Source organism: Paenibacillus agricola (genome assembly GCF_011440305.1).
GTDB classification, from domain to species: Bacteria; Bacillota; Bacilli; order Paenibacillales; family NBRC-103111; genus Paenibacillus_S; species Paenibacillus_S agricola.
The window spans coordinates 411,244-433,733 of sequence record NZ_JAAOIW010000001.1 but is presented as its reverse complement, the minus strand read 5'-3'; the positions used below and the strand labels follow the sequence as shown (position 1 = coordinate 433,733).

Below are 22,490 nucleotides of genomic sequence, written 5' to 3'. Positions count from 1 at the left end.
TGGGGAGCGATATGACGATGAGTATTCAAACGATTAAGACGGACCCGCAGCTAGCGGAGCAAATTGCCCAAGCACTATTGAAGATTGGGGCGGTTGCCTTGCGCCCTAACCAGCCTTTCACTTGGACTTCGGGACTGAAGTCGCCGATTTATTGCGATAATCGGCTGACGATCTCGTATCCCGACATCCGTGATGCCATAGCTGAAGGCTTCGCAGCCTTAATCCGTGACAATTTTCCGGATGCGGAGGTTATTGCCGGAGCAGCAACGGGCGGTATCCCGCATGCAGCCTGGGTTGCGCAAAAGCTGAACCTGCCAATGGTTTATGTACGTGACAAAGCCAAAGGTCATGGCAAAGAAAACCTGATCGAGGGCAGCATTAAGCCAGGACAGAAGACAGTTGTGATCGAAGACTTAATTTCTACGGGAGGAAGCTCGTTGAAGGTAGCTTTGGCTGTTAACGATGCTGGCGCCGAGGCTTTGGCGGTATTGGGCATTTTCTCTTATCAATTCGAGAAAGCGACAACAGCCTTTGAAGGCGCGGGCATCCCGTTTGAAACCTTAACGAATTATTCGATTCTACTTGATGTAGCTTTAAAGCAAGGCAGCATCCAGCAGCAGGATTTGGATGCTTTGCGTGCTTGGAGCACGAATCCAAGTGAATACGGCAGCTAAGCAAATGTAAAAGTTTTTCAACTGTGTTATGATATTCAAATATGCAGATATTTGGATAAAGGGGAGTCCTTCATGAATCAAAGCATCCCAAATTTTAAAGCGGATTTTTATAAAGCATTGGCTCATCCTATGCGAATACGAATTCTTGAGATCCTGAGTGTAGAGGATAAAAATGTCAATGAGCTGCAAGCCTTATTGGAATCTGAAGGCTCCGCTGTTTCTCAGCAGCTTGCCGTACTGCGCAGCAAAAATGTAGTTTACGGCAAAAAAGACGGAACTACAGTGGTTTATTCACTAAGAGATCCGTTGATTAAAGAGCTATTAAGTGTAACGAAGCAGATCTTCGACAACCATCTGGTTGATGCGATATCCTTGCTTGAAGTGATGCGTAAAGAATCATAGATTGATGAAAGGGATAGGCGTTCAGTGGCATCCAGTTGGATGGTTGCACTGGATGCCTTTTTTCGATTGACAATACATAAACGTGGGAGTAATATAATTTCTGTATATTCAAATAATCAAATATAAAGATAGAAGGTAAGCAAATGCGATTTTATGGCCGATTTGAAGGATATAATACCAACAGCTTTCGTAAAGACCTGCTCTCGGGAACGATAGTCGGTATCGTCGCCATTCCGCTAGGAATGGCTTTTGCTATAGCGGCAGGCGTCAAGCCGGAGTATGGGATTTATACCACGATTATAGCGGGTATTCTTATTTCGCTTTTTGGCGGATCCAAATATCAAATTGGTGGACCCACAGGAGCCTTTATTCCCATATTATTTGCCATTGTTATGCAATATGGTTATGAGAATTTGCTGATCGCCGGATTTCTTGCGGGCGTAATATTAGTGGTATTAGGCTTATGCAAGCTAGGAGCAGTCATTACATATATACCCAAGCCTGTAACCATCGGGTTTACTTCGGGGATTGCTGTCATTATTTTTATAGGTCAAATCGCCAACTTTTTTGGCTTGCGGGATATCGAGAAGCATGAGGATTTTTATGCGAATATAAAAGAACTGCTTGCCCACCTTTCAACTACTAACGGCTATAGTGTGCTTACGGCCTCTATATGTCTATTTACCCTTATCATTGCCCCTAAGTATATGTCTAAAATTCCCGCTTCGTTAGTCGGAATCGTTGTTTCCAGCTTGATTGCCTACGTTTGCTATGAGGGCCAAGTGGCGACGATTGCCTCCGCATTTGGTTCGATCCCTAACACATTGCCAAGCTTCCATATCCCTGAGTTATCCTGGGAGCGAATTCGCATGCTGCTGCCCGCAGCTTTTGCCATTGCGCTGCTGGGCGCGATCGAATCTCTTTTGTCTGCGGTTGTCGCAGATGGCATGACCGGAAGTCGCCATAATAGTAACCGAGAGCTGGTTGGCCAAGGCATTGCCAATATGATCACGCCGTTATTTGGGGGTATTGCGGCAACAGGTGCGATTGCAAGAACGGCTACGAACATTAAAAATGGTGCGGTATCGCCGTTATCAGGGATTATCCACGGTGTTATCGTTTTACTTGTGTTAGTTGCGCTTGCACCACTGGCCTCTAATATTCCGCTTTCGAGCATGGCGCCCATCCTGATGCTAGTCGCTTGGAATATGAGTGAACGCAAAGAATTTATGCATATCGTTCAAACAAAAACAAGCGATTCCGTGATTCTTGTAGTCACATTTGGACTAACGGTTTTGACGGATTTAACGGTTGCGGTTGAAGTTGGGCTTGTATTGGCGGTCATTATATTCGTAAAGCGGATGGGTGAAGGTTTAATTGTGGTGAAGGTGCTGCCAGACCGGACCATTAAGCATGAAAAAGTGAAAGCGCATATGGTGAGCAAAGAGCATGATTGCCCACAGATCCATATTTATACGATTGAGGGACCGCTTTTTTTCGGTGATGCCACTGTATTTGACAAGTCGATTCGTAGTAGCCTGTTGAAGGATTCGAAAATTTTGCTGCTGCGTATGGGCAAAGTGCCTTTTATGGATACGACGGGTGAAGCTTATTTTTCCAGCATTATTAAGGATTTCGTAAAAACAGGTAGGGTTGCTCTTATTTCTTCGATCCAGCCCCAGCCTTTATCGATGATTAAACATAACAAGCTGGATGAGGTTATCGGAGAGGAGCACTTCTTTGACCATACGGGTATGGCTATTAGCCATGCATTACAACAATTGGATAACGATAAATGCAGGGGCTGCAAGCATTTTGCTTTTCGCGAATGTACATATTTGTCTATGGGGCAGACGGCAGAAAAAAAAGCCTATTAGCTCTAAAGCTTTAGGCTTTTTTTTCTGCCGTTTTGATAAGCGTGAGAGTAAACGTAGTCCCGTTCGATGAGCTTTCCTTGAGCCTTAGCTCACCGCCCATCGCTTTGGCCAAAGAGCTGCTGAAGGCAAGCCCAAGTCCAAGCCCGCGTAGCTTATGCTTCTTGTCATCCCCACGATAAAAACGCTCAAAGACAAGACTTTGCTCAGCGGGAGGGATGCCACAGCCGCTATCCTTCACATCAATCGCTACACGGTCTGGAGCTACTGGATAAAGCGTCACTTCGATCGATCCCGCCGCACCCATCGCTTCTTTACTATTGCTCAATAAATTAATCATAATTTGCTGGATACGCGAGGTATCGCCAAGGGCTTCTAGCTGTATATCTGGTAAAAATACTTGAAGCGATAAATCATCATTCTGATGTATAAGGCTCCATTGGTAAACCATTTCCCGAATAAGTATATTCATCTTTAGCTTTTCAGGGTTTAATGAGATTACTCCGGCAACGAAGGAGTTAAAATCAAGCAGCTCATTCACCATATGCTGCAAGCGGTCTGTTTCTTTAATGGAAATATCGAGAAATTCATCGGCTTCTTCGCCCGTAACGATTTTATCCTTAACGGCATAAACCAAACCACGGATGGAGGTTAAGGGTGTTTTTAACTCATGGGTTACCCCGGCTAGCATCTCCGTCCGTAAGTCCTCCAGCTGGTTTAATCGCGTAGCCATTTCCTTAAAGGAATGGAAGAGCTCGTCAATTTCAAGCTCTTTGGCATCTACGGGCAGCTCGATCTGATAGTTACCACCTTTAACCTGTTTAGCCGCTTCGGCAACAAGCCGGATCGGGGAGGATAATTTTTTGGATATTAAATAAATAACAAGCCAACCGAGTAAAGCAAATCCGCTTAGGACTAGGGCAACCAGCTTATATTCTTGGTTAACTTGATTGATACTGCGTTTGGTTGTAGTTAACAGAACCGTTCCTACGATGTCAGGCCCATTCATCACCGAGGTGGAAATGATATAAGTGTTATCCTCCAGCTTCGTAGAGGGAATACGGGGTGGTGGTGACTTTGCTGGAGAATTCTCCCTTGGTGGTGGCGGTTCGTCAGTAGAAGGTGGTGGTGGTGGTGCCTTAGCGGGCGGCGGTCCGGGAATATCAAATACGGTATTACCAATCCTATCAACAATATCAACCTTAAAGCCATCCTCTAATTGAAAAAAACCTTTTCGATTCTCGATCATCTGGGGAAACTTATCGTCCGGGAGCATCCGTCCATTCACTACCTCGACCCGATCAGCGATGTCCTGCGTGAATACCTGAAGAAGCTGGAGCCTATTCTGGATGCTCATATGGCGCACCCAGCTTATTGAAACGATGCCGATTAAGAGCAAGCCGATAAAAAGCGTAATTAAATATCTGCGCGTCCAGTATTGAAGTATCGATATTTTTTTGCCCTTATTTTTGAACACTAAATTGGTACCCCGTTCCACGAAGTGTCTTAATTTCACCCTCGTCTTGGGAATAATGACTTAATGCTTTACGCAGTCGTTTAATGGCTAAATCTACAGCCCGGTCGCTCCCATCATAATCCATTCCCCATACATGGTCGATCAACTGCTCTCTCGTGAAAAATTGGTTGGGATGCTCAGCCAAAAAAATCAGTAGGGCAAGGTCTCGTGGAATTAAACTAATTTCGACACCATTTAGTGAAACATGGCGCGCGTTCAGATCGATTTTTAACGCTCCAAAGGAAATTTGCTGGTCGTTATGTAAGACCTGTACAGGCCGGCGGAGAACCGCTTTAATACGGGCGATAACCTCATCAGGGACAAAAGGCTTGGGCATATAGTCATCTGCACCGCCATCAAGGCCATTCAAACGATCCTGTAGATCGCTTCTAGCCGTCAACATGATTACAGGGCAAGGGCTTGTTTCACGGATTTTAACCAGCACCGCCCAACCATCCAGCTTAGGAAGCATCACATCAAGCAGCACAAGATCAGGTTTGCCTGTGTTGAATTTTAATAAGGCTTCCTCACCATCTACAGCTACATCTATATCAAAGGGGACAGCGCGTAAATAAGCGGTTAAAACTCGAACAATCAGTGGTTCGTCTTCGACCAGAAGAATTTTTTTCATAGTGGCCACCCTTTGCTAAAAATCGTTACAGATGTTTTGCTATGTAGTAGATGATAAGCTGCCAATGTGTCGGGAGGATGTTGGGATCATGAATTGACTAAGATTTATTCAAAAGCTGGAGGCGGTACACATACTCGAATAAAAATTCGAAGGCCTCCAAATTACGTTTGGCTTCAAAGCAATTGGCACCCCAAGCGTATATACCATGCTTACGCAGCATAATGCCTGGTACCCTAGGAACAATAGCGTTCTCAACGAGCTCGGCGATCCGTGGAATATCGGTATAGTTGGGAAGAATGGGGATTTCGATATGTGCTTCCTCTTCCCAAATATTAAAGGCTTTAATCAATTCGACACCATCCACGGGAATCGATTTACGCTCCCAAAATAGCTCGGATACAAGGTTGTTAAACACAGTATGGACATGCAGAATCGCTCCGCAGCCCGTCAATCGATAAATTTCTTTATGGATCAGCGTTTCCGCAGAAGGCTTTAGCCCCGTGGCATCGGTCGGCTGCCCTTGTTCATTGACCAGCAAAAAATCCGAAGGCGTGTTTACGGATTTATCCTTGCCGCTTGCCGAAATCGCAAAGGTGAATTGCTCAGGTGTAAAGCCACCGACACGGATGGAAAGGTTGCCGCTGGTTGCCGGAAACCAGCCTTTGGCTGCCAGTGTTGTTTTGATCTCACGCAGCTCGGCAAAAGCCTGCATTTTATCCTCCAAACGCAGCTCGGAATGGTTCGTCATTAGGCTCGCATCTCCTTTAACCGTTGAATAATCGTATGAAAATCCTCGAAAGGGTAATAATTTAACGCTAATTCATCGCACAGGCCAATTAAATGGGAACGGGCAAATACCGTTTCCACCAGCTTCGCTCCTTCAAAATCAGTAATGCTATCGCCGATCATTATACGTTCGTATTCCTCAGGGCTATAGCGCCTAATAATCGTAGTTTTGCACATGCCGCAATCGTTATGGCAATGCTCATCACAGGCATGCGGCCATAATATTTCAATATGGCTGCCATCAAAATTACTTGAATTGCAATAGATATGGTCGGTTGGAATCGGAAAGGCAGCCAATACCGGATAAATAAAAAAATCAATACCGCCACTAGTGACATAAAATTCAATAGCTTGCTCCTCGCAGTAGGCTAATAGCTCGTTAAAGCCATCACGAATGACTACGTTATGAATCGCATAGTTAACAACCTCCTGCTTGCGAGAGGTTGGAAGCAAGGCAAACATACGGCCTACGCCTTCGCGGATCGAAATGGTTTTGGAAATCACCTGCTCGACCAGAGCGTCCCAGCCCTCAGGCTGGAAATGCTTCATGATCGCTACGATATTATCATTGACCGTAATAGTGCCATCAAAGTCGCAAAAGATAATCTGCTTGCGGCTCATTCTTTAAGTCCCCAAGCTTGGATCGCTGCTTGTAATTCAGGATGCTGGAGCGCGTAGCTGTGCAGGGATTGACCTGCTAAGCAGCCTTCAATCGCTTGCCGGAATGCTTGGCCACCGGCAACCGTGCCCATCGGATGGCCATGGATCCCGCCACCGGCATTCACGACCACGTCGCTGCCAAAATCCTTGAGGATGAGTGGAACCAAGCCTGGATGGATGCCTGCCGATGGAACCGGGAAAGAACTGCGCAGCAAGAGAGTAGGGCGGGATGGTGCAGCACCAGCCTGGTCCGCCTCTTGCTGGAAGCCATAATCCGCCCATTGCTCGGTGAGCAGGGCATGCTTGATGGCGATGTTTTCTTCGCGTGGCATGACGACTGAGCCATAAGGCGAAGGGAATAACACTAGGTCTGCTCCCGCTAGCCGCATTAGCTTGCCGAGTAAAACATTGGCGGATATCCCATGATAGGTCGAGGGATATAAGGCACCTGCCATAGCCGGGTGCGCCATAATCGGCACGTTAATGTCTGGGTGGCGGCTGAGCTCATTTAGCACGTCGAAGCCATAGGCTAGTACATTGAATAATAGCGCATTGGCTCCTGCGTTGATCGCTTTGCGGGCTTGATCCAATAGGCTAAACGTCGGACCGGTTAAGTTTACGGCGTATAGTAGCTTTTGCCCCGTCTCGCGTTCAGCGGCCGCAGCGGCTTCCATGCAAGCCTCAACACGGCGCTCCAGTGGAGTCAGCGGGTTCTCGAAGAGGATTTCATCATCTTTGATCAAATCGACGCCACCCAGCGCCTGCAGGTAAAACTGCTCGCGCAGTGTGGGTAAATCATGGCCGATTACCGATTTGAAAATACTCATAAGCAGCGGGCGTTCTGGAACTCCCAACAGCTTACGAACACCTTGAAGACCAAATTTAGGTCCGTTGAACGCGGACAAAAAAGGCTCGGAGAAGGAGAGGTCAATGAGCTTGATGCGACCATCCATCGACAATTTGCCGAATACAGTAACTAGCAGTGCAGGGATATCACGGCTGAAATTAACATCCGGGTAAGCAATCTGGATATCCGCGTAACGGTGGGCTGCTGTTTCGCCCGGGCCCTCAGGTTCATGGACAGCTACACTAATCACTTTGCCAAGATGGCGTTCCATATCGGCTTTCTTTGCTTCAGGCAGATCGGTCCAACTGCCTACGGTTAAACCTACAGCAATGCTAAGAGCCTTCTTGTCAAAATCAGCTTTTTCATCATAACAGCGGTATGTAGCGGCACAATAAGTGGAGGTCAAAACATTCACCTGCTTAATTAGAATTTGTTTGCTTTCGCTTCGGAATTAATCGTTTTACCTAGCTCACCTGCACGTTCCGCAGCGCGTAAGACTGCTTTGGTGACGCCAATGGCAAATTGATGGTTATCAAGCATTTCAATTGCGGCTTGGGTGGTTCCATTAGGGGAAGTCACCTTGCGACGAAGGTCGGCAGGAGCTTCACCTGTTTGTTGGATCATACTTGCGGCCCCCAGCACGGTTTGGACGGTTAATTGCTGTGCTGCTTCAGGGGTAAGTCCGCCGCGGACTCCGCCTTCAATCATCGCTTCCATCATATAATAAATATAAGCGGGTCCACTTCCGGAAAGCCCGGTTATAATATCAAGCTTGGCTTCTTCCACCTCAGTGACAATACCAGTCGAAGCAAACATCTCTTTAGCGAGCAGCTGCTGCGCAGGCGTGGTTGTTTTGGAGAAGCTAATGCCTGTAGCACCAAGCCCTATAGAGCTGGATGTATTCGGCATCGTGCGTACGATGGGCTGGCCTGATGTGCTAAGAATCGTTTCTATAGTAGGGATCGATAAGCCGGCAATAACAGAAATTAACAGCTGCGTAGGCTTTAACAATGAGATGAGAGCTTGCAATCCTTCAATAGCATCCTTTGGTTTAAATGCCACAACAATGACATCAGCATCCGAAATGGCTTGCAAACGGTCTGCCACCTCCACAGCAATGCTGATTCCATAGGTATCTTGCAGATGCTGAAGACGTGTTGTATTCGAACGGTTCAACACTGTGATTTGTTGTGGATTACCCACTGGTCCCGATGTTAAACCGCGAAGAATGGCTTCGGACATCGATCCGGCGCCTAAAAACGTAATACGAGCTGTTGATAGAAGCATCAGTTGGTTTCTCCTTTTTAGTAATCTAGGATTCGATACAAACGAATAATGAGTGCATCATAGGAATTATCGGTTGTTTGGGATCGTTGATTAACCACGAATTTGCCCATTGCCACTAACCCGATATTTGGTAGAGGTCAGAGCAGGAAGTCCCATTGGTCCTCTTGCGTGGAGCTTTTGGGTACTAATCCCAATTTCTGCACCAAAGCCAAATTCAAAGCCATCGGTAAACCGGGTAGAGGCATTATGGTAAACGGCAGCGGCATCCACCTCATTGAGAAAGCGGACAGCATGCTCTGCATTTTCAGTAACGATACAATCGGAATGCTTGGTGCTATGCTGCTGGATATGCTGGAGTGCTTCGTCCAAGCTGCTAACGATCCGAATATTAAGGATATAATCATTATATTCGGTATCCCAGTCTTCCGCGGACGCCTCATTGATGGACCGAACAAGCGCACGCGCTTTTTCATTCCCACGTAGCTCCACATTGTTGGCAATAAATTGCTCGGCAATAGCTGCCAAATGGAGCGCCGCAAACTTTTCATGCATCAGCAGCGTTTCCATCGAATTGCATACAGAGGGACGTTGCACTTTGGCATTAATAGCAATTTGCAAGGCCATTTTAAAATCTGCGCTTTCATCTACATAGGTATGGCAAATCCCGGCGCCCGTTTCTATGACAGGAACACTGGCATTTTTCACAACGTTTTGGATCAATGAATGCCCACCCCGCGGAATAAGCACATCAAGCAAGCCATTCAGCTTAAGCATTTGGTCGACGGAGCTGCGGTCTGGGTCCTCGATCAATTGAATGGCATCCGCGGCAACGTCGGAGCGAGACAATGCTTCATGTAAAACCTCGACGATACGCCTGTTGGAGTATAGCGCAGAGGAGCCGCCACGCAGCACAACCGCATTGCCGCTCTTAAGGCAAAGCCCTGCCGCGTCAACAGTTACGTTAGGACGGGCTTCGTAGATGATACCAATGACTCCGATAGGCACGCGTTGTTTGACAATATGCAGACCGTTAGGACGGTCAATGGTTTCCAACACATCCCCAATTGGATCTTGCAGCTCGACCACTTGGCGCAAGCCTTCTGCCATATCGATGATACGCTGTTCATTCAGGGCGAGCCGGTCTAACAAGGAAGAATTAATGCCATTTGCACGACCACGTCCCAGATCCTCGGCATTCGCAATAAGGATGGAGGAGGTCTCGGCGACAAGAGCGTCAGCCATGAGGAGCAGCGCAGTATTTTTTTGCTCCGTGGATAGGAGGCTTAAGCTGGGTGCAGCTAACTTGGCAAGCGTAGCTTTGTGTACGACTTCACTCTTCAGGGTTACTTGATGCTCTATGGATTCCATAGTAAAACCTCCTTTAGGTTTATGAAGATAACGAATAGCACTAGCATCTACGTATTATTATAGCGTAAATTTGTGAACCGAAAGGGTGATCCATTCATCACGATGTATGACTTCTATTCGGGCAATTTCGATTCGTTTATGGACCTCTTCGGTGCTGAAGCCAGCGACAGCTTTTAGCTGCCAATTCATATAGTTAACAACACCACGGCCGATAGTTTGCCGCTTCGAGTTGATAACTTCAACCACATCACCCGGATGAAACTCACCCTCAACCTCAGTGACACCTGCGGGCAACAGGCTTCTGCCTCCGGCAACAAGCGCTGCCTCTGCGCCAGCATCGACCATTATTCGCCCTAACGGCAAGGAATGGAAGCCAAGCCATTGTTTCTTCATCGGCATATTGTTTTCCTGTGTATCAAAATAGGTGCCTTTGCCGGCATTGGCTGCTGCAAGCTCCAGATCACCATCGTCAACGACACGTCCGACAAATACAGGCACACCGCCGCGCATCGCAATCCGTGCTGCTTCGATTTTGGAACGCATCCCGCCTGTACCCACAGAAGAACCGGAATCGCCTGCAATGCGGAACATTTCCTCATTGATCTCATTCACGCGATCTATACGCTCTGCATTGGCATTTTTCCGGGGATCTTCGGTATAGAGCCCATCGGTGTCCGTAATGATGATCAATTGCTTGGCTTTGACCAAATTGGCAACGAGCGCGGAGAGCGCATCGTTATCACCAAATTTTAAATTCAATTCGTCCACCGCTACAGTGTCGTTTTCATTGATGATCGGAATCATTTTATGCTTCAAAAGCTCCTCAATCGTCATGGTGGCATTATGGATCCGTTTGCGATTGGAGAAGTCGGAGCGCGTCAGCAGGATTTGGGCAACGCCAATGTGGTGGGCGGCAAAGGCTTCATGGTAAGCCTGCATAAGCAACGCTTGCCCAACAGCTGCCGAGGCCTGCTTCTCATGGACATTTTTGGGGCGCTTTGGATAACCCATTTCACGGAAGCCTGCTGCTACAGCGCCTGAGGTTACGAGCAGCACTTGAAATCCCCGCTGGTGCAAACCGGCAATTTCTGTAGCAAAAAAAACAATCCTGCTGCGGTTCAGCCCTCCCTCATCGGAGGTTAGTGAGCTACTTCCAATTTTCACTACAATGGTTTGCTGTTGCATCGTAAGAATCACTCTTTCCCAATAGGTATGCACAAAAAGCAAAAAACCCCCGTCCTCTAAGGACGAAAGTATGAACTTCCGCGGTACCACCTTAATTGATGATGAACATCCAACTCGATTGGCCTTAGTTAACAGCAAGGCAAAGCCGTCCAGCTCATCGCTGGCCGTTCCGGGGCAGGTTCGAATAGTCTTCGTGGTAAATTCTTGCAGCCGGTGGAATTTACTCTCTGCGCACGGGGGGCTTTCTACTAATCCCATCATTACGTTTTATTTTTTTCTAGCATAGCATGAGGTTGTGCAGTTGTAAAGGTAAGTAGGCGTTCGTTAAAGTCGCAATCCCCATTAAAACTGGCTGGAGGTTGAACCTAGCTTGGCGGAAATTTCCTGGGCTGTGGATTGAACCCATTGTCCAGCCTCGGTCAGCATGGATGCCTTCATACGCCACTCGGGACCGGAGATGCTGATGGCTGCGATGGGTTCGTTCCTGTGGTTAAAAAGCGGAGCCGCTACACAACGGACATCTGCCTCGTGCTCGCCATTATCGATAGCATAGCCTCTAATGCGGATGGCAGCTAGGTCTTCTAATAGAAGCTCTTGCGTATAAAGTGTCGTTTCGGTGAAACGAAGGAAGGGTTCATGGCTTACCTGCTTCACCAAGGAATCGGGTGCGTAGGCCAAAATTGCTTTGCCAACACCGGTGCAATAAAGCGGATTCCTTAAGCCGATTTGTGAATGCATACGAATGGTGCGGGCACTCTCCACCTTGTCAATGTATACAACATGGATACCTTCAAGCAGCACCAGATGTACAGTCTCGCCGGCCTGCTCGGATAGCTGTTTCAAATAAGGGGCAGCGATTTCGCGGATATCCATTCTGCCCATAACAATTGAAGCCAGCAGCAACGAAAAGGTACCTATCCGGTATTTGTCCGTTTGGCTGTCCTGCTCGACCATTCCGAATTGCTGAAACGCAGCCAAATGCTTACAAACACTGCTGGGGCTTTCCCCGGAGCTCTGTGAAATTTCGCTAACAGATGCACCTTCTGGCTGGTTGCGATTCAGTACAGTTAAGGCTTGCAGCACATACATCGCTTTTACAACCGTAGAGGAGGCTATTTTGTCCGTTGGATGGGTGGGGGTGCGATTATTATTGTGAATCATATGATCTCTCCTTAGCAAAACTGTTGACGCGTAATAAAATGTCCTTTATGATTATAACTTGCATGATAATTAGAAACAATATTTCTAATATAGAAATAAGGAGGTTTAAATATAACAGTGATCATTACAGAAATTGAAACGTTCCTGGTGGGCAATCCATGGAAAAATTGGCTATTCGCCAAGGTACATACGGATGAAGGTATGCATGGAATCGGGGAAGGCACGCTGAATGGCTTTGCCAAAACTGTGGAAGCCGCGATTCACGAGATGAAGCATCTGGTCATAGGTATGTCCCCGTTTGATGTTGAGGCGATCAGCCTCAGCTTGTTCAGGGATCTTTATTCCGATGGAGGCCAAATTCAAGGCTCTGCCTTATCGGCAATTGAAACCGCTTGCTGGGACATTATGGGCAAAGCTGTGAACCAGCCTGTCTATAAGCTGCTGGGTGGACGCTGCCATGATAAGCTGCGCTGCTACGCGAACGGATGGTACAGAGGACCACGAACGCCGGATAATTTTTATGAGCATGCTAAAAGAGTCGTCTCCAAAGGCTACACAGCCCTTAAATTTGATCCTTTTGGATCGGCTTGGCGAGCGTTAAGTAAAGCCGAGTTCACGCTTCCTCTGGAAATTATCGCTGCGGTTAGGGACGCGGTAGGACCTGATACGGATCTGCTTATCGAAGGCCATAACCGCTTCAGCGTCCATACTGCATTGCAATTTGCAGAAGCAATGGTTCCCTTCAAACCCACCTGGTTTGAAGCACCGGTACCGCCACAGCTATTATCCTCGATGGTTGAAGTGGCAAAGCGAAGCCCGGTACCCATTGCCTGCGGCGAAGATTTTTATTGCCGTGAGCAGTTCGCTGAGCTGTTGAAGCATGATGCGGTGCATATTATACAGCTGGAGCCGCAATTTCTCGGCTTGTCCGCGTCCAAGCAAATTTGCGGAATGGTGCATGCCCATAATGGAGTAATCGCACCCCATAGCGCACAAGGTCCATTATGCTCTGTGGTATGTGCTCATTTGAACATCGCTACACCGAATTTTTTTCTTCATGAAATTTTTGACGATTTTAATGAAGCCTGGGAAGAGGATGTGCTAATTCCGCATACGAAGGTAGTGCAGGGCTATTTGAATGTCAGTGACCGTCCTGGATTTGGCGTTGAATTGAATTTGGAGGAGATCGCGAAGCATCCTTATCATCCTGGTAATTGGCTCCCGCTTTTTCGGCAGGGCTGGGAGCGAAGGGAAGGGCAATCCACATGAAGGGAGACCGATCAATGAAAACAAAGATGAAAGCTTTGGTTTATGAAGGACCCAGAAGCATGAGCATCAGGGAGCAGCCCTTGCCGGTATTAGGCGAAAACGAAGTGCTGGTCCAAGTGGCAAAAGCCGGAATTTGCGGCTCGGAATTAAGCGGCTATTTAGGTCATAATTCATTAAGAAAGCCGCCGCTTGTGATGGGGCATGAGTTCTCAGGCACCGTTGTACAGGTGGGAGCGCGCGTGCAAGGCTTCCGAGGCGGAGAGCGGGTCACTGTGAATCCGCTTATAAGCTGCGGGCTGTGCACCGACTGCTTGACAGGCAAGCAGCAGCTTTGTGGCAGCAGGCAGCTAATTGGTGCCCATCGACCAGGCGCCTTTGCGGAATATGTTGCTGTACCCGCTGGGAGTGTCCACTGCTTGCCGGAGGGTGTTACTTTCGCTGAAGGCGCACTCACCGAGCCGCTTGCTTGCGCCCTGCATGTATGCCGCCTGCTTCAGCTTACTCCGGAGGTCAGGCTGTTAATTACGGGAGCCGGGCCGATTGGGTTGTTTATCCTAACCGCGGCGCAAGCCTACGGATTGAACACTATTGTAGTGACCGATATTAATTCGGAGCGGCTGGATGCTGTAAAAGCTTTAGGTGGGGTCGGTGTTTCTGCGCTAGCACCGGATGGGGTACGTCCGGGAAGCTTCGATGCAGCAGTAGATGCGGTCGGGATCCAGGCTACCCGGCTGCAATGCGTTCGAGCGCTTAAACCGGGAGGCAGGCTAGTTTTTACAGGCCTTCATGAAGCGGGAGCTGTGCTTCCCATTAATGAAATGATTCGCAATGAAATTCAAACGGCAGGCGCATTTGCTTATTCGCCTAGAGATTTCGAGCTTTCACTGAAATGGATAGGTGAAGGAAAAGCGAGCTTGCTTCCTTGGACGGTAACGGAAAAGCTGGAGGAGGGGGCCGCCTGCTTCGAGAAGCTGCTCGACAATCCGGGACCTATCGCCAAAATATTATTGCATATGGAGGACTTATGAAGGAGCCGTCTTGTTGTGGACGGTGGGATGACGCTCCAATTATGACTCTTAGCCTTAGGGCGTATGGTTGCGCTTATACTCAGCGGGAGTGACGTTATACCATTTCTTAAACATGTTTGGCGAAGCGCAAGTAACGGCGGTCTCCATAAGGGTGTGCAAGGAAGTGAATGCCATCGTCAAAGCACTTGCCAAGCTTGGCGGAATTTGGGAAGGCCTTCATATATTCGATACGGATAGTTGAAAAAAACCTTCATCCACACTTCATGAACTAAGGGCCTTGGATCTGGGCTTAGTTCATGAAGTGGTTATTGAAGGTTTTTTGGTATGCACTGGCCCACTGGCCTTAATTCTACCTTATCAGCATCGTTTTAGTTGAACAATCCAAGCTTCGCTATGCGCCCCACCGCTTCCTCCAGCCTCTCCTCCGAGGCAAGTAGGCCTAAACGAACATAGCCCTCACCGGTTTCCCCGAAGCCTATACCGGGTGCGACTACAATCTTGGCTTGCTCTAGCAGTAGGTCAGCCAAGGAAGTCGAGGTATGGCCTTTGGGCACAGGCAGCCAAGTGAAAAAAGAACCCTGCGAGCGTTGTGCTTTCCAGCCGATCCGATCCAACGCGTTAAACAACGTGTCTCTGCGCCCTTGATACATAGCTTGCAAAGAGGCCACGCAATCCTGGGGACCTGTCAATGCAACAGCGGCGGCGGATTGAATGCCGCCGAACAGGCTGCAGTAATAGTGGTCTTGAATCAGGTTAATTAAGCGAACCAGCTCGCGGTTACCCAGTGCAAAGCCCACTCTCCAGCCAGCCATATTATAGGTTTTGGACATGGTATAAAATTCAATGCCCACTTCCTTGGAGCCAGGCAGCTGTAGAAAGCTTACCGGCTTATGGCCATCAAAGCCAAGGGCGCCATATGCGAAATCGCTGGCAACCACGATGCCGTTTTTCTCGGCGAAGCGGATGGTTTCTTCATAAAAAGAAGCCGGTGCCGAGGCACCAGTAGGATTATTAGGATAGTTGATAAACATCAGCTTGGCCTTGTTAAGATCATCCTGCGATATGGCACTGTAGTCGGGCAGGTAGGCATTGGATTCACGCAATGGCATAAACGCCATGCGTGCTCCCGATAGCGCGACACCAGACCAATAGTCGGGGTAGCCGGGATCGGGAACGAGACAGACATCGTCCGGATTCAGCAGGCATTGGCTTAGCTCTACCAAGCCGGTTTTACCCCCAAAAAGGATAGCGACCTCTGTCTCCGGGTCTAGATCTACATCATAATCTTCTTTATAACGCTTAGCGATAGCTTCTTTAAGGAACATATAACCGTTAAAGGGTGGATATCGGTGGTAAAGCTGGTTTTCAGCCGCATGCTGCAGCTCTTTTACGATATGGGGCGGGGTCGGCTGGTCAGGACTACCTTGTCCCAGATTGATAACATCATGTCCGGCTTGGATTTGTTCATTGGCTCTGCGTACCAGGGTAGCAAAAAATTGCTTGGGCAGCTGCTGCATGCGGTCAGCAGGTTGAATTGAAAAAGCGGGCTTGCTGGATGAAGTTACGAAGTTCATCTATGTTCACTCTCCAGTAATTGTATAGGATTAAGATGGATTATTAAGTAGCCTAAATGTAACATGAATAGCCATAAGTGTATAGAAGCAAGTACAGGGACAAATGGAAGTTTTACGAGAATGGATAAATTATCAACAAATTTGCATGCTCATATTTAAGTATATAAGGTATTTAAGTTTGTATCGTAGCATGTTAAAATAATGAAGAAATGGTTTTATCTAATGATATCATATTTTACTAGATGAAACAAAAATGACGAATCTATTTATCTTGGCAGGCAAAAAGGAGGAATAGAGATGACGATTGATTTTCACGATCCTGGGAACAGCACCACTTATACAGAAAGAGAAGTGGACCCGAATTGGAAGCAGCTTATTTCTCAAGAAGCACCGTTAACGGGACGACGGGTTGTAGATATTGGCTGTGGTGGAGGCATTTATAGCCGGGCGATGGTCGAGCTTGGTGCTGCCGAGGTGATAGGTGTTGATTTCTCACAAGCTATGCTGGACGGCGCTGCTGCTTATTGTGAAGGCTTCCCCCATATCCGTTTTCAACAAGGCAATGCGAAGCTTACTGGTTTGGAAAGTGGTCATGCTGCGATGGTTTTAGAGCGTGCGCTTATTCATCATGTATCGGAAGCAGAGCTGTCTGCTTGTTTGGTGGAAGCTAGCCGGATTTTGCAGCCAGGAGGTGTACTGGTGGTGCAGGATCGGACGCCAGAGGACTGCTCACTTGCAGGAAGCGATAGCCATTTGCGGGGCTACATGTTCGAAAAATTCCCTAAGCTTTTAGAAAAAGAAGTTAGCCGCCGTCATCGTGCGCATGTGGTGCGACAGCATTTGATAGCAGCAGGGTTTATCCAAATAAAAGAGCGCAAGCTGTGGGAGCGGAGAAAAGCATACACTTCCTTCCATGAATATCGAAGCGATATGCTCAGCCGCAAGGGGCGGTCGATTCTGCACGGCTTGACGGATGATGAGCTGCTTCTATTAGTAGACTTTATTAAGCAGCAAATTGCTGTCGGCCATACAGAAACATCGATAATCGAGCAAGACCGCTGGACGGTATGGATCAGCTATAAACCATAAGCATGGAAGCAAGCGACCAGGCATTGAAGTTCGCCGCGGCTTCGACTATGATGGCAATATAACGCCCGCTTTTGCCTCATGAGGGCGAAACTCTATTATAATGAAAGCATGGTGAATGGCATGGCAAATGACATGGCAAACAAAGCTAATCAATGGAATATTGCCTTACTACAAATGGATATCGCGATTGGCGAGCCGGATCTTAATTATGCGGTGCTGGAAGGGTTGCTGGAGCAAGCCATTAAAGCAGAGGCAAAGCCGGATGTGGTGATGTTTCCTGAGATGTGGAATACGGGGTATGCATTGGATCGCATTCACGAGCTTGCTGATGTAGACGGGGAGCGTACGCATGCTTTGTTGTCTTCTTTTGCGCGGGAGCACGGAGTTAATGTAATTGGTGGATCGATTGCCGAGAAAAAGGGAGACCAGATTTTCAATACGATTTATGTATACAATCGGGAAGGCATCAAAGTCGCCGAGTATTCCAAAATTCATCTCTTCCGTCTGATGGAGGAGGAAAAATATTTGCAGGAGGGCAGCCATATCGGGCAATTCGAGCTGGATGGCATCCCTTGCGGAATGATGATATGCTACGACATTCGTTTCCCTGAGCTGTCCCGCAAGCTAGCATTGGGCGGCGCCCAAATCCTGTTCGTTCCTGCCGAGTGGCCGAACCCACGCTTGCACCACTGGCGCACCTTGTTGATGGCGCGTGCCATTGAGAACCAGATGTTCGTCATGTCCTGCAATCGTGTGGGAACGAGCGGAACCACCGAATTTTTCGGACATTCGATGGCGATAGATCCTTGGGGAGAGATCATAGCTGAAGGTACTGAAGCCGAACAAATTATTCGCACCCAGATCGATTTGGAGCTTGTACAGCAGGTGCGCAGCCGCATTGCCGTTTTTGAGGATCGCCGGCCGAGCTTATATTAAGGCTTCAGCACGTCGTGAAACGTTTTCATAAAAGCTCCGACTGCTTTGGATAAATAGCGTCCTTTGCGGTATGCAATAACCAAGGTGCGGGTAGGCTTATGGGTTAAAGACAAATAAGTAGGTGCTTGCTGGCTCCAGCCGCCTCTTGATACCATATGAGGAACAAAAGCGATCCCCATTCCCGCTGCAACCAGTGATTGAACGGTTTCGATATTGCTGCTTTCGAACACAATATTAGGCTTGAAGCCTGCATTGGCACAAAGCTCAAAGGTGATTTGGCGGAAGCCCTGGCCTTTTTTGAGCGCTATAAAGGGCTCGTCGCGAAGCTCATGGATATCGATCGTGTGCTGATCATCCGACATCATAGAAGCAAAACGGTGCTGTGGAGGTACGGCGAGCAGAATTTCTTCCTTAATAATCGGCTCGTACGTTAACGATTCATTTTGCAGCGGGATTGATAGCAAGGAGATATCGATTTGCCCACTTGCTGTTAGCTGCTCCAGATGGGCAGAAGCCTCTTCGATCAGTACAATCTCGATTTCAGGATAATTGGCCTGAAATATGGGGAGTACAAGCGGAAGCACATGCGCTCCGGTAATAGGAAGGCTGCCAACGACCAGCTTGCCTTTGCGCATTTGAGAGATATCCTCCATCTCACGTTTTAACTGTTCAACCATGTCGAGGATGGCTTGTGCTTTTTCTACGAATAAGGAACCGGCATAAGTGACTTCAACGGAGTTCGTAGTACGCTGAAATAACAGCAGGCCGATTTCCTTTTCCAGCTTGGATAATTGTTGGCTGAGCGATGGCTGGGCGATATGTAGTTTCTCTGCGGCTCTGGAAAAATTTTTGTCTATCGAGATTTGAAGTGCGTACTGCAGTTGTCTAAGTTCCATGGAAGAAGCTCCTTCATCAACCGTTGCCTTATAAATGATACCTATAAAGTATAAGCTTATTATATACAAATAACCTTTAGTTCACTAGTGCTGAATAAGGGTTATTTGGCATGTTCGTCCAAGCTGAAATTAATAGATTTTCATATTGTAATGATGAGAGTAAAGCAGCAAGTGGGAGAGGGGGGAGAATAAAATGACCAGAGAGACAACCTTCAGCAGTATATTGGCGTTAGTGGGCCTCATCGTAAATTCATATTTGGGGGGATGGGATATTGGTTTGAAGATTCTGATTTTTTGTATGATATTTGATTATATTACCGGAGTTCTAGGGGCGATTAAAGAGCGTAATCTGGATAGTGAAGTCATGTTCTGGGGCGGCATTCGAAAAAGTGTCATTCTGATGGTATTAGTGTTGTCTGTTTTATTGGACGAGTTGGTGGGGAATACTGCCCCTGTATTCAGGACGCTGGCTATCTATTTTTATATTAGTAGAGAAGGTTTGTCGGTTGTGGAAAATCTGGGAGTGCTCGGTGTACCGTTGCCGGACTTTATAAGGAAAGTGCTTGCGCAGCTTGATGGCAAAAGCAATATCAATGGAAGTGGCAATGGAGAGGAGAAGAAAAAAGATGACACTAGGGATTGATTGTGCAACCCCACTAACAGCTGCAACCGCAGCGGCTTTTCGGATAGGTGGCTACAGCTTTGTAGGGCGTTATCTGGTGCCAAGTGGCTGGAAATCCTTGAGTAAGGAAGAAGCAGAAACCATTTCAGCCGCTGGCTTGAACATCATCTCCGTGTTTGAGACAACGGCTAATCGCTCCTTAGCAGGGCGAGAGGGTGGTCTGAGTGATGGAGCGTTAGCCTTGAAGCTTGCTATGGATAGAGGGCAGCCTGTAGGCAGCACGATTTATTTTGCTGTAGATTTTGATGCTGTAGCTGCCCAATTCAACGTGATTGCGGACTATATAGCTGCCGCGAACGAGGCAACACCTGGTTATAGCACGGGCGTATACGGCTCCTATGCCGTGGTGGAGGAGATGAGCCGAAGAGGCGTATGCAGCCACTTCTGGCAGACCTATGCGTGGAGCCGTGGGAAAAAGTCGGATTTGATGAATATCTACCAATACCAAAATGATATTGTTGTTAACGGCATTGGAGTGGACTTAAATGAGGGCTATGGCAATGAGGGCTGGTGGCATATCGAGGCTGCAGAGCCAATCGGAAATGAGGGAGATGAAAGCAATATGCCGATGAAGCTGGAGCCATGGCAATGGGATATGCTTTATAAAGTGATGGGTACTGCCTATAACGCAGACCAGTTGGATTGGGATTGGATGCAAAAAATCGTCGACCAGGCGCTTACCACCTCGGAGTTGGTATTCTTAAATACCGTGCTGGATGGCAGAGTGGATCGACAAATAGAGCTATAAGCGTAAATTTGCAATATCTGAGGGTAAGGTATGAAATTTAATGAAAACCGCCTGCCGGATGAACCGGAAGGCGGATTTCATTATTTTAGATAAAAGCACGACTTATACCGTAACCTCCTGCTTCTACTCCCATATTTACGCTTTCTTCGCTTGCCTATTATATGTTATGAAGGGCAGCGATGTTATGATTGGGCGGAATTAGAAAATATCCAAACGATTCATAGGGGCGGGGTGCTTAGAAACTAAGCGTGATAGAAAAGAAAGATATCCCCAATTCCCTGATTTTTTGTGGCATCGGTTCCCGCTACCCCTTGCATCTTTATAGTGTTTCCCTATCAATATTATAGCTATTATATCTTGGATCAATGAACGCAGACATGATAGTATACATACATAAGGCTACAATAGCATTATTATTCTTAACTTTGAGGTGAAACTGATGGCAAAAACGTTGTTCGAAAAGATCTGGGACAATCATGTAATTCATCAGGAAGCAGGCAAGCCAAGCGTTATCTATATTGACTTGCATCTGGTTCATGAGGTTACATCCCCACAAGCATTTGAAGGGCTACGCCTGAGCAACCGTAAGGTTCGCCGTCCTGACCTGACTTTTGCAACAATGGATCATAATGTACCTACGAAAGATCGTTTTAACATTACAGATCCGATCTCCAAGCAACAAATTGATACTTTATCGCAAAACTGTAAAGATTTTGGCGTTACCTTGTACGACTTGGACAATATTGACCAAGGTGTTGTACACGTTATGGGACCTGAGCTTGGTCTTACCCATCCTGGTAAAACGATCGTTTGTGGTGATAGCCACACGTCTACACACGGTGCTTTCGGTGCGTTGGCATTTGGTATCGGTACAAGTGAAGTAGAGCATGTTATGGCTACTCAATGCTTGCAGCAGTCCAAAGCTAAAACTTTGGAAATTCGTATAAATGGTAGGCTTAAGCCGGGTTTAACTGCAAAGGATTTGATTCTAGGCGTTATTGCCCAATACGGAACTGATTTTGCAACAGGTTATGTTATCGAGTACACAGGCGAAGCTATTCGCGGCTTGTCTATGGAAGAGCGTATGACGGTTTGTAATATGTCGATTGAAGCAGGCGCAAGAGCTGGTCTTATCGCTCCTGACGAAACGACTTTCGAATATTTGCGTGGACGCCAATATGTACCACAAGGTGCTGCTTTTGACGAAGCGGTAGCGGGCTGGAAGCAATTGACTACAGATGATGGTGCTCAATATGACCACGTGCTTGAATTTAGTGCAGAGAGCTTGATTCCGCAAGTGACCTGGGGAACTAGTCCTGGTATGGGAACGGATGTAACTGCGCTTGTACCAGAACCACAAAGCTTTCCAACTGAGAATGAACGTAAAGCTGCTGAGAAAGCAATCGAATATATGGGCTTAACACCAGGAACTCCAATGACCGAGCTTGCTGTTGATTATGTTTTTATTGGCTCCTGTACAAACGGCCGGATCGAGGATCTTCGCGCAGCGGCTGCGATTGCCCAAGGCTACAAGGTTTCGCCTACATTAACCGCTATCGTTGTTCCTGGCTCCGGTCGTGTCAAGATGCAGGCAGAGCAGGAAGGCTTGGATCAAATCTTTACTGAAGCGGGCTTTGAATGGCGTGATGCTGGTTGCAGCATGTGCTTAGCGATGAATCCGGATGTACTTCAGCCGGGCCAACGTTGCGCATCAACCTCCAACCGGAACTTTGAAGGGCGTCAAGGACGCGATGGACGTACGCATCTGGTATCGCCTGCAATGGCAGCAGCGGCTGCGATCGAAGGGCATTTCGTAGATGTGCGCGATTGGAAATTTAAAGTGAAGCAGCAAGCCTAATTCAATTACGTGATGTGAG

General features: G+C 47.5%; 22 protein-coding genes. 11 read left to right on the top strand and 11 right to left on the bottom strand.

Annotation, left to right across the window (positions count from 1 at the left end; translation table 11 throughout):
* The first annotated feature begins 17 nt into the window (after positions 1–17).
* The 3 genes from pyrE to G9U52_RS02100 all read left to right on the top strand — a co-directional run bounded on the left by pyrE (position 18) and on the right by G9U52_RS02100 (position 2,953).
* Positions 18–674, top strand: coding sequence for an orotate phosphoribosyltransferase (gene pyrE / locus G9U52_RS02110; RefSeq protein WP_166145434.1), 657 nt, complete (start codon positions 18–20; stop codon positions 672–674).
* A gap of 72 nt (positions 675–746) precedes the next feature.
* Positions 747–1,076, top strand: a complete 330-nt coding sequence (locus tag G9U52_RS02105; RefSeq protein ID WP_166145431.1) for an ArsR/SmtB family transcription factor — start codon at positions 747–749, stop codon at positions 1,074–1,076.
* 143 nt (positions 1,077–1,219) lie between these two features.
* Entirely contained in the window at positions 1,220–2,953 is a 1,734-nt protein-coding gene (locus tag G9U52_RS02100; protein ID WP_166145428.1) for a SulP family inorganic anion transporter, read from the top strand.
* A gap of 10 nt (positions 2,954–2,963) precedes the next feature.
* On the opposite strand, the gene G9U52_RS02095 is transcribed toward G9U52_RS02100, so the two are convergent.
* The 9 genes from G9U52_RS02095 to G9U52_RS02055 all read right to left on the bottom strand — a co-directional run bounded on the left by G9U52_RS02095 (position 2,964) and on the right by G9U52_RS02055 (position 12,391).
* Positions 2,964–4,427: a HAMP domain-containing sensor histidine kinase gene (locus tag G9U52_RS02095; protein ID WP_166145426.1), complete on the bottom strand. Its 1,464-nt coding sequence runs from the start codon at positions 4,425–4,427 to the stop codon at positions 2,964–2,966.
* Positions 4,414–5,097 carry a response regulator transcription factor gene (locus tag G9U52_RS02090; protein ID WP_166145423.1) on the bottom strand — a complete coding sequence of 228 codons (684 nt, stop codon included), beginning with the start codon at positions 5,095–5,097 and terminating at the stop codon, positions 4,414–4,416. Before G9U52_RS02090 ends, G9U52_RS02095 begins: the two co-directional genes overlap by 14 nt.
* 97 nt (positions 5,098–5,194) lie before the next feature.
* A complete protein-coding gene (gene mtnB / locus G9U52_RS02085) occupies positions 5,195–5,845 on the bottom strand; it encodes a methylthioribulose 1-phosphate dehydratase (protein WP_166145420.1) in 651 nt (216 codons plus the stop codon).
* Positions 5,845–6,504, bottom strand: coding sequence for a 2-hydroxy-3-keto-5-methylthiopentenyl-1-phosphate phosphatase (locus tag G9U52_RS02080; protein ID WP_166145417.1), 660 nt, complete (start codon positions 6,502–6,504; stop codon positions 5,845–5,847). The genes mtnB and G9U52_RS02080 overlap by 1 nt, the downstream gene beginning before the upstream one ends.
* Entirely contained in the window at positions 6,501–7,805 is a 1,305-nt protein-coding gene (locus tag G9U52_RS02075) for a 2,3-diketo-5-methylthiopentyl-1-phosphate enolase (RefSeq protein ID WP_311764792.1), read from the bottom strand. Before G9U52_RS02075 ends, G9U52_RS02080 begins: the two co-directional genes overlap by 4 nt.
* A gap of 8 nt (positions 7,806–7,813) precedes the next feature.
* Positions 7,814–8,677 carry a pyrroline-5-carboxylate reductase gene (proC, locus tag G9U52_RS02070; RefSeq protein WP_166145411.1) on the bottom strand — a complete coding sequence of 288 codons (864 nt, stop codon included), beginning with the start codon at positions 8,675–8,677 and terminating at the stop codon, positions 7,814–7,816.
* 90 nt (positions 8,678–8,767) lie between these two features.
* On the bottom strand, positions 8,768–10,045 hold the full coding sequence (locus G9U52_RS02065) for a glutamate-5-semialdehyde dehydrogenase (RefSeq protein ID WP_166145408.1): 1,278 nt from the start codon (positions 10,043–10,045) through the stop codon (positions 8,768–8,770).
* A 57-nt stretch (positions 10,046–10,102) separates the two neighbouring features.
* On the bottom strand, positions 10,103–11,230 hold the full coding sequence (gene proB / locus G9U52_RS02060) for a glutamate 5-kinase (RefSeq protein ID WP_166145405.1): 1,128 nt from the start codon (positions 11,228–11,230) through the stop codon (positions 10,103–10,105).
* A 342-nt stretch (positions 11,231–11,572) separates the two neighbouring features.
* A complete protein-coding gene (locus G9U52_RS02055) occupies positions 11,573–12,391 on the bottom strand; it encodes an IclR family transcriptional regulator (RefSeq protein WP_166145402.1) in 819 nt (272 codons plus the stop codon).
* Positions 12,392–12,508: 117 nt separating this feature from the next.
* On the opposite strand from G9U52_RS02055, the gene G9U52_RS02050 reads away from it, so the two are divergent.
* The 3 genes from G9U52_RS02050 (at position 12,509) to G9U52_RS40755 (ending at position 14,929) form a co-directional block, all read left to right on the top strand.
* A complete protein-coding gene (locus tag G9U52_RS02050) occupies positions 12,509–13,660 on the top strand; it encodes a mandelate racemase/muconate lactonizing enzyme family protein (RefSeq protein ID WP_166145399.1) in 1,152 nt (383 codons plus the stop codon).
* Positions 13,661–13,674: 14 nt separating this feature from the next.
* Entirely contained in the window at positions 13,675–14,688 is a 1,014-nt protein-coding gene (locus tag G9U52_RS02045) for an alcohol dehydrogenase catalytic domain-containing protein (protein ID WP_243767083.1), read from the top strand.
* A gap of 112 nt (positions 14,689–14,800) precedes the next feature.
* A complete protein-coding gene (locus G9U52_RS40755) occupies positions 14,801–14,929 on the top strand; it encodes a hypothetical protein (protein WP_279538529.1) in 129 nt (42 codons plus the stop codon).
* A gap of 127 nt (positions 14,930–15,056) precedes the next feature.
* Here G9U52_RS40755 and G9U52_RS02035 read toward each other — a convergent pair whose 3' ends face one another.
* Positions 15,057–16,262, bottom strand: coding sequence for a pyridoxal phosphate-dependent aminotransferase (locus G9U52_RS02035; protein WP_166145393.1), 1,206 nt, complete (start codon positions 16,260–16,262; stop codon positions 15,057–15,059).
* Positions 16,263–16,559: 297 nt separating this feature from the next.
* On the opposite strand from G9U52_RS02035, the gene G9U52_RS02030 reads away from it, so the two are divergent.
* Positions 16,560–17,351: a class I SAM-dependent methyltransferase gene (locus tag G9U52_RS02030; RefSeq protein ID WP_166145390.1), complete on the top strand. Its 792-nt coding sequence runs from the start codon at positions 16,560–16,562 to the stop codon at positions 17,349–17,351.
* A gap of 132 nt (positions 17,352–17,483) precedes the next feature.
* Positions 17,484–18,287, top strand: coding sequence for a carbon-nitrogen family hydrolase (locus G9U52_RS02025; protein WP_166146634.1), 804 nt, complete (start codon positions 17,484–17,486; stop codon positions 18,285–18,287).
* Here G9U52_RS02025 and G9U52_RS02020 read toward each other — a convergent pair.
* Positions 18,284–19,183, bottom strand: coding sequence for a LysR family transcriptional regulator (locus G9U52_RS02020; RefSeq protein WP_166145387.1), 900 nt, complete (start codon positions 19,181–19,183; stop codon positions 18,284–18,286). The genes G9U52_RS02025 and G9U52_RS02020 overlap by 4 nt on opposite strands.
* A 193-nt stretch (positions 19,184–19,376) precedes the next feature.
* Here G9U52_RS02020 and G9U52_RS02015 point away from each other — a divergent pair, with 193 nt between their 5' ends.
* From G9U52_RS02015 to leuC, 3 genes are all read left to right on the top strand, one after another.
* Positions 19,377–19,826: a phage holin family protein gene (locus G9U52_RS02015; RefSeq protein WP_166145384.1), complete on the top strand. Its 450-nt coding sequence runs from the start codon at positions 19,377–19,379 to the stop codon at positions 19,824–19,826.
* Entirely contained in the window at positions 19,810–20,613 is an 804-nt protein-coding gene (locus G9U52_RS02010; RefSeq protein WP_166145381.1) for a DUF1906 domain-containing protein, read from the top strand. Before G9U52_RS02015 ends, G9U52_RS02010 begins: the two co-directional genes overlap by 17 nt.
* A gap of 439 nt (positions 20,614–21,052) precedes the next feature.
* Positions 21,053–22,471 (top strand): 3-isopropylmalate dehydratase large subunit, encoded by a 1,419-nt coding sequence (gene leuC, locus G9U52_RS02005; protein ID WP_166145378.1) that lies wholly within the window; start codon positions 21,053–21,055, stop codon positions 22,469–22,471.
* Positions 22,472–22,490 lie beyond the last annotated feature (19 nt).

Bases quoted from the DNA above. Each gene is read 5' to 3' on its own strand.
- pyrE (WP_166145434.1), top strand. From the start codon at position 18: ATGAGTATTCAAACGATTAAGACGGACCCGCAGCTAGCGGAGCAAATT.
- G9U52_RS02105 (WP_166145431.1), top strand. From the start codon at position 747: ATGAATCAAAGCATCCCAAATTTTAAAGCGGATTTTTATAAAGCATTG.
- G9U52_RS02100 (WP_166145428.1), top strand. From the start codon at position 1,220: ATGCGATTTTATGGCCGATTTGAAGGATATAATACCAACAGCTTTCGT.
- G9U52_RS02090 (WP_166145423.1), bottom strand. From the start codon at position 5,097: ATGAAAAAAATTCTTCTGGTCGAAGACGAACCACTGATTGTTCGAGTT.
- mtnB (WP_166145420.1), bottom strand. From the start codon at position 5,845: ATGACGAACCATTCCGAGCTGCGTTTGGAGGATAAAATGCAGGCTTTT.
- G9U52_RS02080 (WP_166145417.1), bottom strand. From the start codon at position 6,504: ATGAGCCGCAAGCAGATTATCTTTTGCGACTTTGATGGCACTATTACG.
- proC (WP_166145411.1), bottom strand. From the start codon at position 8,677: ATGCTTCTATCAACAGCTCGTATTACGTTTTTAGGCGCCGGATCGATG.
- G9U52_RS02065 (WP_166145408.1), bottom strand. From the start codon at position 10,045: ATGGAATCCATAGAGCATCAAGTAACCCTGAAGAGTGAAGTCGTACAC.
- proB (WP_166145405.1), bottom strand. From the start codon at position 11,230: ATGCAACAGCAAACCATTGTAGTGAAAATTGGAAGTAGCTCACTAACC.
- G9U52_RS02055 (WP_166145402.1), bottom strand. From the start codon at position 12,391: ATGATTCACAATAATAATCGCACCCCCACCCATCCAACGGACAAAATA.
- G9U52_RS02045 (WP_243767083.1), top strand. From the start codon at position 13,675: ATGAAAACAAAGATGAAAGCTTTGGTTTATGAAGGACCCAGAAGCATG.
- G9U52_RS40755 (WP_279538529.1), top strand. From the start codon at position 14,801: ATGTTTGGCGAAGCGCAAGTAACGGCGGTCTCCATAAGGGTGTGCAAG.
- G9U52_RS02035 (WP_166145393.1), bottom strand. From the start codon at position 16,262: ATGAACTTCGTAACTTCATCCAGCAAGCCCGCTTTTTCAATTCAACCT.
- G9U52_RS02030 (WP_166145390.1), top strand. From the start codon at position 16,560: ATGACGATTGATTTTCACGATCCTGGGAACAGCACCACTTATACAGAA.
- G9U52_RS02025 (WP_166146634.1), top strand. From the start codon at position 17,484: ATGGCAAACAAAGCTAATCAATGGAATATTGCCTTACTACAAATGGAT.
- G9U52_RS02020 (WP_166145387.1), bottom strand. From the start codon at position 19,183: ATGGAACTTAGACAACTGCAGTACGCACTTCAAATCTCGATAGACAAA.
- G9U52_RS02015 (WP_166145384.1), top strand. From the start codon at position 19,377: ATGACCAGAGAGACAACCTTCAGCAGTATATTGGCGTTAGTGGGCCTC.
- G9U52_RS02010 (WP_166145381.1), top strand. From the start codon at position 19,810: ATGACACTAGGGATTGATTGTGCAACCCCACTAACAGCTGCAACCGCA.
- leuC (WP_166145378.1), top strand. From the start codon at position 21,053: ATGGCAAAAACGTTGTTCGAAAAGATCTGGGACAATCATGTAATTCAT.